Below are 13,074 nucleotides of genomic sequence, written 5' to 3' on the forward strand. Positions count from 1 at the left end.
TGAAGGTGCCGTATGTCCCTATGGCTGAATTTGAGATATTTGTTCAATCAACGAATCGACCGCCTCATCCACTAGGTAGGGACCATAGTTCCATTTATCACGGGAAACATTAATAATGTGATTATTTTTTACAGCAGGAATCGTCTGATACACAGGTTCGCTGAACAGCTCCCTCATGTGTTTCAGCTCTTGATCTGTCATTTGAGTAAAGAAATAGTCAGCCGGACGATGGACCAGAGCTTCCATGGAAAGAGCAGTACCACCATCGGCGTAGGGTTTGAATTGCTCAGGCATCTGGAAACCGAAATCCTGATAAATCAATTTTCCGAGCGTACCGCCCTCACCTCCAAGCAGTACCTCTCCCTTGTGAATAATGAAAGAGATTGCGGTAGTATCTGCTTTAATGGGGATGCGAGTTTGTTCCCGAATGCCCTGTAATTTTTTCTCGAACTTAGCAATCCAGGATTCTGCTTCTGTTTTCCGGTTCATAATGTCGCCAAACGTCCGTAGTGTATTCACCACGTCTGGATCACCACCCCATGCTACTGCAATAGTTGGGGCAATTTTTTGGTACTGCTCAAAGGTTGCTTTGTCGTGAAAATCCGACAGTATAATCAAATCCGGCTCCAATGCGGAAATGGCCTCGATATTACCTGTTCCTTTGCCTATGCTAGCGACATCAGCCATCTTGTCAGGATAAAGGTCGAGTATCTCCTGATTGACACCTACCGGTTTTAAGCCTAATGGAAGCAAATAACCACCGTATGTAATAACAACAGCCCTTTTGGGTTGAACAGGAATTTTCATTTGCCGTCCAAGTGCATCGGTATACGATCTTGTTTCAATTGGTTTCGCAACGTCACTCGCACCGCCGCAAGCTGCCAGAAGCAATGTTAAGCTGAACAAAAGGGTAACAGCAAAAGCAGGCTTAAAACTAACATTCATATCGTTCACTCTCCAAGCGTCATGTTGATAATGATTATCATTGTTATCAATATAACGTTGTCCTGATCGGGGAGCAATGAAGGATTTGAGTGTAAAATTTGTATTTGTTGAACTTTTTGAAACAAGGCTATGCAATTTAAATTGTGTTGGGGTTTCGCCGGTTTGCTTTTTGAAAAGTCGACTAAAGTAATAAAAATTGGTATATCCAACGTCTTCGGCAACTTCCCGAATGGAAGCATCTGTATCAGCTAACAGGGATTTGGCCCTGTTGATGCGGGTCTGAACGACATACTCGATAGGGCTGCATCCATATTTTCGCTTAAACACCTTTACGAGGTAGTGGGTACTGTAATGAAACCGTTTAGCCATCGTCTCCATAGCGATTGGTTTTTGAAAATGCTCTTGAATATATTGGGCTATTTGTGTAGCCAGATCCGGCTCGGATATTTTGATTTCCTTCATCTGTAGTTGACGAAAGTGTTCATGCACGAATTGATAGAACAATCCATTCACTTGCAATTTGTCCAGTTCATTTCTATTAGACCACTGCTGATTCATTTGTTCGACGAGCGATATCAGGGGGAGCGGATAGAGGGCCTGAAACGCATAGTTTTGTCTAAATAGAGCCATCCGATCTTCTCGTTCGAATGAGCTTTGGCCCGCTCGCTCTTGAACGGGTTTGTATAAAATGAGGTAGTATTCAAACGGCTGGTTTAAGCACCAGATATTCAGACTTGCTCCTTTTCCGCCGTGGAGAACCTGAAACTTGGCTGCTGAGGTTTCGATTTCATCAAGCATCAATCTGGCTTCTCCTTGATTGGCGAATAGAAATCCGCTTGAAGGCAGGGAATAGGAACTCAATCTCTCTCCAGGCTTCATCGTAAAATGACGAATGTCCAGCACCTTAACCGGCGTTTGGCTCCATAATCTGATCGTTTCCAGCCACTCCATAAAAACACCTCGAAATAATATAAGTTAACACATGCATAGCGGTGCATTCGGCCCTTGTTACATCGCCTTAAGCTTCCCAGGGCATATAAATATCTATCGTGCTGCCCTTTTGTTCCAGAGAATGAATATCAGTCCAATACTCGAAATCAAAAGAGTGTGAAGCACTGATCCCCCTATCACGGATTGAGTCATAGGTTCCATCTATTTGGGATTCAGGTCCCTGATGAGTGACCTTCACACGCGGGGATTGCCTTTCAGATTAAAGATGATTTGCTTGATGTGGAAGGAGAACTGCTCTTACTCGGAACATCTGTTGGCCAGGATTCTGAGAGCAACAATTCGAATTTCGTATCCATCCTGGGTCAGGAAGGTGCCAGTAAAGAGATGTGGGAGCACTACTGCCTTGCTATGGAAGCGTTGAAAGAGGTACCCCGCAACATCGCTTTTCTGAAGCATTTAATGAATTATATGGTTAACCGGGACCGTTAAAAAGGTTTGTATCCCATTGCTTAATAGAAGCGATGGGTATTTTGCGTTAGGGTAAAGTAGCGGTTCAGCTCTTCATCATATCCATTAAAGCTTGATATGCAATGGGTAAGGAAGTAAAGCCGTCACGCTCTAAAAAGTGTCCTCCGTGTTCTACTTCGTGGAAATCCGCCTGGATGTCATTCGCTAGTTTCTTGCTGAATGCAAAGGGGACAATCGTGTCATCCTTTGAAGCAATAACTGCACGCATCTTTACTGAATCCATGAGTTGCTTATAATCCAGCTTATCATTTGTAAATTCATCTAATGACGGCAGGGTTGGCACGGGATCGGTAAAACCGGAGACGAAGACAAGACCACCGAGTTGCTCTGGAATACTTACTTGCTGCAAATATCTTAATATGGAAACACATCCCAAGCTATGGCCAACAAAATAGGTATCCTTATGTTGAACCTCAATACTTGATAATAAATGTTGGGTCCACTCATGAAGCTGGGGAGCTTGTGAGTTGGGCATATCCAATATATCTACAGAAACGCCATCTTCCTGTAGCTTGTCTTGTAGCCAAGAAAACCAATGATCGGCTGGCGAAGCCGTATACCCATGGATGATATACACTTGTTTTTGATTTTGTAGGTTTGTCACTTTACGTCTCTCCTATTATCCTGAGTAGTTCTTGATTAGTTGATGATATATGTCCCACTTTGGTATGAAGACCACTCCTCTAGTTTAGCAAATTCTCCAAGCACATGAGTAACTAAAATGAATAGTCACATTTGAGGATTTTGCAAAATCCTGATGGATCAATCTCAAGCTCACTTTCCTTGAAAAATATTCTTTATTTTAGCAGTACTGTATTTCCCTTATGAAAATAAGCGCTTTCTGCCGATATATATATCATCACGGTGTAATCTCTTCATTCGTATGGTTTGGGGGAGGGTATCCATGGGAGCAACGTGATCTATTATACATAGACGACTGGAGGAGTTTTGATGAGAACAAAACTATCAGACAGCACTAAAAAAGTAAAAGGATTTAGAGATTTAAAGGTAACGACAACGATGGTCTCCATGATCATGATCAGCTTGGTGGGTTTGCTCATTGTATCGTTGGTAGGGGTTCTCGGCATGTATCAAGCTAAAGAGGGCCAAGGTATTTTGTATATGGATCGCTTTCAACACCAAACGAATATTCTGGAAGTGAAAAGTGATTTTTATAACATGCGGGCCAACTACACCAAAGTACTCGATAATGAAGAGTACACAGATAAACAATATAAGCAGGTACAGAAGGGAAAAGACAGCGTTACATCAGGCTTAAGTAAATTCTCGCAAAAGAATCTGGACCCGAAGGAACAGAAATTGTACGAGGAACTAAGAAGCAGCATAGACACATATTATCAGAATATTGGGCAGATCATGGCAGTCAAAAAAAATACCGGAACGTATGAAAAGGAAGAGAGAGGCCGGATTAATACATCCAGTACGGCAATTGTTAAGATACTGACCGATATTTCTGATTACAACAATGAACAATCGGCCAACTTATATCAAAATACGCAAAATGAGATTAAAATGCGCACAATTATTCTGATTGCGATTCTGGTCCTAGTACTTGCTGTCCTTAGTATGATCTCCTTTTCGGCCATTCGGAATATCCGTTCTCGGATGAGCACCATTACGAAATACTGTGAAGAGATTACCCAAGGCAATTTAACGGCAGCACTTGATCCAACCCTGCTCAAGGGAAATAACGAAATCGCTGTCATTGCACGTGCCATTCAACAAATGACAGATTCAACCTCAATGGTTATTACGGGGGTTATCAATGAATCCCGCCAAATTAATCAGCTAAGTGATCAGACGAATCATAATATGACCGATCTCAATGAGCGGATTAGAGACGTATCGGCTACAGTCGAACAGCTATCAGCAGCGATGGAGGAGACTTCGGCATATACAGAAAACATGAATCATTCTGCGGATGAAATGCAGCGGGCGGCAGAGTACATTTCGCTCAAAACTCAAGAAAAAGCGCAGTCTGCCTATGATACAAGCCTAAAGGCCGAAGCGTTGAAGTATGAAGCGAGTGAGTCCAATAAAGCGTCCAAAGAGATTTACCGGAAGGCCAGTGAAAAGATGACGGAAGCGCTGGAACAAGCCAAGGCGGTAGACCAAATTCGTATACTCTCCCAGTCCATTCTGGAAATTACGGCCCAAACCAATTTGCTGGCTTTAAATGCATCTATTGAAGCGGCTCGAGCCGGTGAGTCAGGTCGGGGGTTTGCAGTTGTGGCTAACGAGATTCGCAAGTTGGCAGATGGGTCCAAGCAGGCGGTAGATCAAATTCAGAGTGTTACTCAAGAGGTTGTACAATCTGTAGCCAATCTGACGACCAATGCCGAGGAATTACTGGATTTCCTGCATGCCAAGGTGGGCAAGGATTATCAGCTGCTTGAGGATACGGCAGAACAATATTACAATGATGTAGTTGAGCATACGAATACAGTTAATGATTTGAACGCCACCTCTAAGCAGGTAAATGCAACGATCCAAACCATGGTGAGAGCTATCCACGAGATTGCAACAGCCAGCGAACAGTCTGCCGTATCTACTCAGCACATTGCTGAGAACATGGTTTCATCGACGGAAAAGTCTCTTGAAGTGGCACAACAGTCTGATCAGGTGAAGGAAAGCGCCACCCGATTGAATGAACTGGTCGACGGTTTTACTAATTGACGAAGCTAGTCTGGTGAGTGGTATTCCATATGAAGGGTTGACTTCATCAGCTCGATAGGCAGAGTCTAGTGGGAACAATACATCCAAAAAATGCAGTTGGGGAGCCGCAAAAAGGCTCCCTTTTTGATTTTATCCTCTACGGTTGTTCTCGGATTTGTCTACTAAAAACGAAAACAAAATGCTTAGGAAGGAGGCTTCCAATCAGGAGTCTAAAGCACGTAGCTCTTCCTGTTCAGCTGTTTGCATCAGCTTATAAATCTGCCGGGTCGTGTTCACATTCCGCACCGTCATATGCTGATATAGACTGGAGCCGGCCAGTTTCGTCATCCCGCTTGTTGTGATATGTTCTCTGCTGACAGAAAACAGAACGGCCCCAGACGTATACATTACATGGCCGATTCCCGGCTTCAAAGGAAGCTTCTCCAGAACGGAAATATCGTTAATTTCATTCCAAAGAAACAATACATCACTTTTCATCTGTGTATCATTAGACCATTCCTCCGGCAATGCCTTCATAATCGCCTGGATTTCCGCCATATTGCGAACGATAACCCGGATAGGTAAGCTAAAATCCTCCAGAATCGCATGCTCCACTTGGAGCGACAGCTCCTCGTTGGATTGAACGTCACTGGAAAAAATGATGTTTCCGGAGTTGATGTAAGTCGTCACATGGCTCATGCCTGCCTTCTCAAACGTTTCCTTGAGTTTTTTCATATTAATCTTGTTGTTGCCACCCACATTAATGCCCCGCAGCAATGCAATATAAATCATATAAGGCTCACCTCTCTTGTACAAAAGGATTTTATTAACACAGGGATAGGTTGGCATCGATCATTTCAAAATGGCTGTACAAATACTCAAGCTCAGGGGATACAGGAATCCGACTGTCCCAGCAATCAGTTATTAAGGATCGTTTTTTTGGATGTCTAGTCGGGCTGGCTGCGGTGTGTTCGGACTAAAGCCGGGACAATGGACGGACGATACATCCATGGCGCTCTGTTTGGCAGAGAGTCTGGTGCGAAAGATGAATTTGATCGGCAGACCAAATGCGGAGATACATTCAGGGATCTTACCGCCATAAGGAGCCGCCCGAAATACAGGGAACCGGTTATGTCATTCGTTCCCTTGAGGCTGCGTTGTGGGCATTTCATCATTCAACTTCCTTTGAAAATGGGGCACTGCTGGCAGTAAACCTTGGGGATGATGCCGATACAACGGGAGCGGTATACGGGCAGATTGCCGGGGCTTTTTACGGGCACAGTGGAATTCCAGGCCATTGGCGTGAGAAGCTGTCAATGAAGGAAACGATTGATGAACTTACTGAGGCTTTATGGAAGAAGGCCGAAAAGAACCTAAATGAAGATCACCAATAACTGAGTAAAAATGAGCCGCTGGGCATCATCGGCTCGGGATAGAAAACCGCGCATTGCTCAATTTTTGACCTGTACCAGAGATGAATGTGAGCATATGGTGACATAATGGTTTCATCCTGCCATCCTGATGTGCACTCCTTTATAATAGTAAAAAAGGGACAAGGAGATGAACTCAAGATGAAAAAAATAACCTTGATAGCTACGGGGTTAGTTGCGGTTGCCATAGGGACATATCTGATTGCAGGAAATGCCCAGCGAGAAGAAGCCGACACCCAAGGAGTGTAAAATATCAAGCAATTGGTGCATGATTTTAGTACAAGAAAGGCAACGGCTCAGTCCGCTTCCATCACTTCCAGTCAGTTGAGCGTATCGGAGGATGGTACCATAATCAAGACCTACGATCTGCCTGATAACGAGTTTTTTGTTTCGATAGCGCCATATATGGAACAGACCCACCCTTGTGCAACCCATAGCCTGACTGGTTGTCAAGGCGAAATGAAGGATGAAGAGTTCAGTGTAACGGTCCACGACTCCGAGGGGAATGTCATCATGGAGAATGCGGCCATGCAGTCGCAATCCAATGGTTTTATTGATCTATGGCTGCCTAGGGATAAAACATACCGGATTAGCGTGAATCATGAAGGAAAAAGGGCAGAAACTGAATTCTCTACATATGAGAACAATGATACTTGTATCACAACGATGCAGTTGGGTTAATGTCTGAGGATGGAAGTTTACGTATTGATCGCTGGATCGCTCTAAGTACGTGAAAACGTGTGTTCTTATAATTCATTAATAAGAGAGTCTGCGTCCGACGCAGGCTCTCTGCGCTGTTGTTATGGCGAGTGCAGAGATTAGCAGGGTAAGGCGCATACAGAGAATTGAGAATAAGAGTATGCAATCAAATGTTTGGTGCTGTCTAATTCGCGTTGGAGTCTGGGGCAGGGACATTGCCGAAGGTGATCAGCTTTCAAAACTTTAAATTGTGTATACTAAAAACCTATTCAAACAACTGCAAACTTCCGACATATTATCTAAGAGCTTTTCGCTCAATATTCCTCGGGGAGATGGCAGCATGTCACAAAATATTAAAAAGCGCGTATTCAGATCATCCAGCATTGCGAACACATTAGCCATTGTGTTGTTAGTCATTATCGTTGTCGTCTTTGCAACCTTGGGGACGTTCATGTTTGCAAGCACGCAAAGCATACTTATCAAGCAGCAAGAGGCCATGCTCCAGACCAAGACGCAGGCCGTTGTCAGTCAATTCGATGCGTTGTTTAAGGAAAAGGGATCGCTTGTCAAACAAATGGCAACGAACAACCTTTTTCAGCAGTACATAGAAACAACCACATCGGGAGATATGGTGAAAACTTCTCCATATGCTGCGGAAACAGAAGCGACTCTGGCAGCCATTGTAAAGGCAGAGCCCTCTTTTGCCGACGCCTGGATTGCAGGAATATCTGGCAAAGGCTTCTTTTTTCAGAATGATGGTGCTGCTTCCAAACCGGATTACGATATCCAAAAACGCCCGTTCTTCAAGCCAGCTGTTGAAGCAAACGGTTTATACTACTCGGATCCCTATATTGACGTCGCTACGGGTAGTGTGCTCATGGGTATTTTCTATCCGATCAAAGATAACAGTAACCAATTAATTGGATTTGCAGCAGCTGATATTGCTTTCAAAGACATCCCTGCCCTTATGCAAAGCTATTCGCTCGGAAGCACAGGTTATTCGATTCTTGCATCCAAAACAGGTGATATTTTGTATCACCCCGATCAGACTAAAGTGTTGAAAGAAAAGATTAACGAAAGCACAGGTGATCTTGGGGAGATCGGAAAGAAAATGATTGCCGGCGAGTCCGGAGTACAGCTGATTAATGACAATGGAGAACGTCGTTATATCGGGTATGCAACCAGTAAAGATACCGGATGGTCCGTGGGCTTAACTATTTCTCAACGAGAGGCGCTCTCAGAATTAGAAGCCTTTACCTGGCTTACCATTGGCGGTTTTGCCGCAGCCACAATCCTGCTGGTTGTGATTTGTTATATAACGCTCCGTTATCTGTTGAGATCCATACCGAAGCTGCTCGCAAAAATCAAGCTGATTGAAAATGGAGATTTAACCGTTCAGTTTGATACGCATTCCAACAACGAAATCGGGCAAATTTCTCAAGGCGTTTACACCATGGTTCAAAAAATTCAAGGGATGCTCCAAATGGTGGGCAGCTCGGCTCAGGTCTTGAATCAGTCCTCTGACGGTCTGCAATCCATTTCTTCCAGAACCGCAATAACAATGAACGATACTGCGACAGCAATTAATGAGATTGCCAATGCGACGAACTACCAGTCCGTTGAAACGGAGAATATTTTACAAAAAACCGGAGCATTGTCCGGCCAAATTGACGAAATTGCCAATGATGCCAAAGCCATCGAAACGATGGTGCAAGTCTCTGTCGAGCAAAGCGGAATGGGGCTTGCTGTAGTGGATCAGTTATCCAAATGGGCGGAAGAGAACCACAATTCCACACAAGCGATGTCGTCTATTATTCAGGAGATTGATCTAAGCCGTCACGAGATTTCGAGCTTCGTGGACACGGTCAATCAAATTGCAACGCAGACCAACCTGCTGGCGCTCAATGCTTCCATTGAAGCTGCACGTGCAGGAGAACAGGGCAAAGGGTTTGCTGTTGTTGCCGGGGAGGTTCGCAAGCTGGCTGAGCAGACTGCACTGGCGACACAGGAAATCTACAAGAAGGTACGTGTGATTGAAGAAAAAACCAGTGTATCGGTTGAGCATACGGTTCACGGCCTGAAAATTGCTGAAGAAAATGCCAGATCGGTGGAGAACACCAAGCAAGTATTCTTTAGCATTAACAAGGATTTGGAAGATTTGAAATTGCGAATGATCCAAATTAGCAACAACACCTCCAAAGTCCACAAGCACAAAGATGAGATTTTGCAGGCGCTGGAGATCATCTCTTCCACCACGGAGGAGAATTCCGCTTCAACCGAAGAGGTTAGCGCCAGCACGCAGGAACAATTGGATAGCATCGAGCAGGTTGCTGAACTATCCAAACAGTTAAGCCAATTGTCCAATAAGCTACGAGACGAATTAAGCCAGTTTAAGGTCGAGTAACAAGGCTACTAGGCATGATTTTGACTAAATATACAGCAAAGCCCGCGATCAGTGCGGGCTTTTTAGCTTCAACAGCTGTTGTGGGGTAGAGGGCATGGTAGCTGGTGCGGGATACAGATAGACCATACGTGTTAACTGAAATTTTAGCGGGGTGAAGATATGAATTGCTTTGAAAAAAATGTCGTGTCCGTTTGGTACGGTCACTTTGCCTCTGAAGATGAGTTGTTTGAATATGTTGAGATCAAATACCCGGAAGATGAGAACGAAGATGTTTTTAGCGGTTTTTTGAATGATCATGAAATAGATGATTTTGACGAAGATTTTGCTGAAGGAGTCTTTCTGATGGATGGGGCAGATGATGGTATAAAAGATGTTTCCTATGTTGATTCTTTTTTATCTCCACTATTACATGATTTGAGTAAAATAGATGGCAAATATAATTCGTTGTTCTTTATATATGATTGTAATACAAGCGGTTTATCTGAAAAAAATGGCGACAAAATGCGCTTTTTAACGGCTTATCCTTATTGTATTAACAAATGAGAAACAAATAATCAGGCTCATCTTTTGTTTATGTGGGGAGTAGAGCGAGTTCCAATTGGATAGCTACTGAACCTGAAGCTGGAGTATCTGTTGGAGAAGGTGGCGGCAGTGCTATGGGATGATGTGACGGAGGAACTGGACAAATAAAGGTAAGACATTTTATGATAATGTAAATTGGACTTAATGGATCAATAATTTACTCTGAAAGAATCAGGGACTTAAGATGAATATCCATCTTAAGTCCCTTTTTTTGTGCAAAATTAGATTTCCAATTTTTTGAACGGCTGATATACTAAGGAGGCAAGTGAGATGAAGATAAACCTACTTTATCGGGATGAAAAAACGATCAGCGTACGCTTGGAGCGATACGGAGTCAAGGAGCGGGAAGGGATTCGATCCATACCAGGCAGGAAATGGGTTCCAGACGAAAAAATCTGGGCGATTCCGTACAGTATCTCGGCTGTAGAAAGCCTGTTGGAAGCGTATCGGAGTTGTAAGTTCGAGTACGACGAGCGCTTGAATAAAGAACTACCGTACATCCGGGAATGGCTGGATAGACGGGACACGCAGGCTAATGCGGTTCCCTCTTCTTCGGAACGAGGTGAATGGAATCCGGATCAGCGGCAAGAATTGCGCGATGCATTGGTAGCAAGGGGGTACAGCAGCAAGACGATAAAAGCATACATATCGCAAACGGAACGCTTTTTTGCCGGATTGCAAGGGGCCGAAGCAAGCATAAATGATGCGGTGGTGCAAAAATATGCGCTGGTGCTGCTCGAAAAAGGTCTTTCGCACGCTTATGTTAACCAAGCGATCAGTGCGTTGAAATTTTATTTTCGCCATGTGCTAAAGCAGCCCAAATCCTCCGCCTATGTTCGTCCGAAAAAGGAGAGTAAACTACCGGATGTGCTGTCCCTGAATGAGGTCATGCGTCTGTTGAAAGTAGTGAAAAATCCAAAGCATAAGGCTATTCTGTACCTGACGTATACATCCGGGCTGCGGGTAAGCGAAGTGGTGAGGTTGCGTCCTGAAGACTGCGACCATGAACGGAAAGTGCTGAAAGTCCGTCAGGGAAAGGGCAGGAAGGATCGGCAAACGCTGCTCTCCGAAGCGGCTTTTGCGGTGGTCGAGGAGTACATAGGGGGGAGCGGCCAGAAGACTGGCTGTTTCCAGGGCAGAGGGAAGGCGGCCACCTGACGGAACGTTCAGCGCAGAAAGTGTTTGAAAAAGCGCTGGCTGAAGCGGACATTCGCAAACAGGTAAGTATCCATTCCCTAAGGCATTCCTTTGCGACCCACTTGCTGGAGAATGGGATTGATCTTAGCTATATTCAGGAACTGCTGGGGCATCAGAGTGTGCGAACAACGGAGCGCTATACACATGTGAGCAGGCGGGACATTGGGCGGATTCAAAGTCCGTTGGATCGGATGGGCGGGTTGGAGGATTGAAACGCAGAGAGTGCGGGAATAAGGAGCAAAGTGCAGGATTCACGAAGTTCGTGAATATGACGAAGAGAGCATTCTTTCGGAAGTTCGTAAATAAGATGTTAGGTGAAATATCGGCAACCCCATAAAAACATTAAAGGCGAATGTTAAGTCCCATCATGCTTTGGTGTATAATGAAAACAAAGAAGTGCAGGAGGTATGTGTAATGAGAATTGAAGAAAAACTAATTGAAGACTTTTTAACATTACCAGAAGATAAGAAGCTTGAAGTGATTGATTTTATCGAATTTCTAAAGAACCGAAGTAATCAGCAAATGGAGTCACTAATGGACGATATTATAAATGAAAACGCTGAAGCACTTAGGGAATTAGCCAAATGAAGAATATCAGTTTAGAACAAATTATTCAATTCCATACTAAGATTGTAAAGGCAACAGGTGGTTCGGTCGGGGTTAGGGATCATGGAATGATTGAAAGTGCATTACGAAAAGCAGAAGCAACCTTCGATGGACAGGAGCTTTACGAAGGTACGATAAGGAAAATATCTGTAATAGGATACGCGTTAATAAAGAATCATGGATTTATTGACGGGAATAAACGTATAGGTGTAGCGACAATTTTATTTTTATTACGTTTAAATGGATTGTCAATAAAATATGAACAGAAAGAACTAATTGAATTAGGATTAAAAACGGCAGAAGGAACAATTAAAGAAGAGAATATTGAACAATGGATAGAAGAACATCGAGTATAGAAAGTGCTTGATGTTCTTTGTTTAATAGAGGATATTTGTAGGCAACTCAAAGAAGGCCGATACATCATCTAACATAATATTCACGCATCGGGCTATGCCCTTGGTTTGGCCGAGGAATTTCAGGGAAGCGAGAGCAGCCAGACTCATCCGACTTCGTCGGACGTCGTGAATACGGGAACGTTATAGGAAATCGGCGGCATATGTTAAAATGATAAAAAGAAGAATTAGGACAAATTTGTAGGAGGTAAACACATGAAATGGCAAGAAGTTAAAGAACTGTTCCCTGACCAATTTGTTCTGGTTTCTATACTTAATTATCATGAGGAAGATAACAAAAAAATAGTAGATGAAGTTGCACCGATTCGCACAATATCAGAGCAAGATGCGAATAAAGAGTTTTTTCAAGTAAAGCCTGGGAACATAGTATACCATACATCAAATCAAGACTTTGTGATCCACCTCCGCAGAGATCCCTTAATGAGAGTGAGACGTAATACGAATGAAAATTAACTATGACGGACAGGATTGAAATAGGTACAAACAGCATTCAAAATATAGAAATAGATGTAGGCATATTGCCTAAAGATCATAAAGGACTCCTTGGATTGGATATTCTGAAACAACAAAATTTTATAATTGACTTGAAAACATTAGAATTACGTAAGTGAATTTTAAAAAAGACGGATTGTAATATGAAGTG

The 13,074-nt window shown here is 43.5% G+C and carries 11 protein-coding genes and 3 pseudogenes; 11 read left to right on the forward strand and 3 right to left on the reverse strand.

Annotated features, from left to right (window positions below; all coding sequences use genetic code 11):
* Positions 1-18 precede the first annotated feature (18 nt).
* Positions 19-1,743, reverse strand: a complete 1,725-nt coding sequence (locus ACIFQM_RS12485; protein WP_430048229.1) for a helix-turn-helix domain-containing protein — start codon at positions 1,741-1,743, stop codon at positions 19-21.
* A 390-nt stretch (positions 1,744-2,133) separates the two neighbouring features.
* On the opposite strand from ACIFQM_RS12485, the pseudogene ACIFQM_RS12490 reads away from it, so the two are divergent.
* Positions 2,134-2,385, forward strand: a pseudogene (locus tag ACIFQM_RS12490) (polyprenyl synthetase family protein); the annotation flags it as partial.
* A gap of 64 nt (positions 2,386-2,449) precedes the next feature.
* Here ACIFQM_RS12490 and ACIFQM_RS12495 read toward each other — a convergent pair.
* Positions 2,450-3,028, reverse strand: a complete 579-nt coding sequence (locus tag ACIFQM_RS12495) for an RBBP9/YdeN family alpha/beta hydrolase (protein WP_430043389.1) — start codon at positions 3,026-3,028, stop codon at positions 2,450-2,452.
* Between the two features lie 347 nt (positions 3,029-3,375).
* Between ACIFQM_RS12495 and ACIFQM_RS12500 the strand changes: the two genes are divergently transcribed.
* Positions 3,376-5,121, forward strand: a complete 1,746-nt coding sequence (locus tag ACIFQM_RS12500) for a methyl-accepting chemotaxis protein (RefSeq protein ID WP_430043387.1) — start codon at positions 3,376-3,378, stop codon at positions 5,119-5,121.
* Positions 5,122-5,322: 201 nt separating this feature from the next.
* Here ACIFQM_RS12500 and ACIFQM_RS12505 read toward each other — a convergent pair whose 3' ends face one another.
* Positions 5,323-5,892 carry a DUF1697 domain-containing protein gene (locus ACIFQM_RS12505; RefSeq protein WP_430043385.1) on the reverse strand — a complete coding sequence of 190 codons (570 nt, stop codon included), beginning with the start codon at positions 5,890-5,892 and terminating at the stop codon, positions 5,323-5,325.
* A gap of 151 nt (positions 5,893-6,043) precedes the next feature.
* Between ACIFQM_RS12505 and ACIFQM_RS12510 the strand changes: the two genes are divergently transcribed.
* The 9 genes and pseudogenes from ACIFQM_RS12510 (at position 6,044) to ACIFQM_RS12550 (ending at position 12,884) form a co-directional block, all read left to right on the forward strand.
* Complete coding sequence (locus tag ACIFQM_RS12510) at positions 6,044-6,202, forward strand: ADP-ribosylglycohydrolase family protein (protein ID WP_430043382.1); 159 nt, start codon at positions 6,044-6,046, stop codon at positions 6,200-6,202.
* Positions 6,168-6,494 (forward strand): ADP-ribosylglycohydrolase family protein, encoded by a 327-nt coding sequence (locus ACIFQM_RS12515; protein WP_430043381.1) that lies wholly within the window; start codon positions 6,168-6,170, stop codon positions 6,492-6,494. The genes ACIFQM_RS12510 and ACIFQM_RS12515 overlap by 35 nt, the downstream gene beginning before the upstream one ends.
* Positions 6,495-6,671: 177 nt before the next feature.
* A pseudogene (locus ACIFQM_RS12520) lies at positions 6,672-7,211 on the forward strand (CueP family metal-binding protein).
* 358 nt (positions 7,212-7,569) lie between these two features.
* Positions 7,570-9,633, forward strand: coding sequence for a methyl-accepting chemotaxis protein (locus ACIFQM_RS12525; RefSeq protein WP_430043379.1), 2,064 nt, complete (start codon positions 7,570-7,572; stop codon positions 9,631-9,633).
* A gap of 159 nt (positions 9,634-9,792) precedes the next feature.
* Positions 9,793-10,176 carry an immunity 22 family protein gene (locus ACIFQM_RS12530; protein WP_430043378.1) on the forward strand — a complete coding sequence of 128 codons (384 nt, stop codon included), beginning with the start codon at positions 9,793-9,795 and terminating at the stop codon, positions 10,174-10,176.
* Between the two features lie 309 nt (positions 10,177-10,485).
* Positions 10,486-11,624: pseudogene (locus tag ACIFQM_RS12535) on the forward strand (tyrosine-type recombinase/integrase).
* 202 nt (positions 11,625-11,826) lie between these two features.
* Positions 11,827-12,000 carry a DUF2281 domain-containing protein gene (locus ACIFQM_RS12540; RefSeq protein WP_430043376.1) on the forward strand — a complete coding sequence of 58 codons (174 nt, stop codon included), beginning with the start codon at positions 11,827-11,829 and terminating at the stop codon, positions 11,998-12,000.
* Positions 11,997-12,374, forward strand: a complete 378-nt coding sequence (locus ACIFQM_RS12545) for a type II toxin-antitoxin system death-on-curing family toxin (protein WP_430043374.1) — start codon at positions 11,997-11,999, stop codon at positions 12,372-12,374. Before ACIFQM_RS12540 ends, ACIFQM_RS12545 begins: the two co-directional genes overlap by 4 nt.
* A gap of 252 nt (positions 12,375-12,626) precedes the next feature.
* On the forward strand, positions 12,627-12,884 hold the full coding sequence (locus tag ACIFQM_RS12550; protein ID WP_430043372.1) for a hypothetical protein: 258 nt from the start codon (positions 12,627-12,629) through the stop codon (positions 12,882-12,884).
* The last annotated feature ends 190 nt before the right edge of the window (positions 12,885-13,074 follow it).

The sequence above is a fragment of the Paenibacillus sp. NRS-1782 genome, assembly GCF_050467685.1.
In the GTDB taxonomy this organism is placed as follows: Bacteria; Bacillota; Bacilli; order Paenibacillales; family Paenibacillaceae; genus Paenibacillus; species Paenibacillus terrae_A.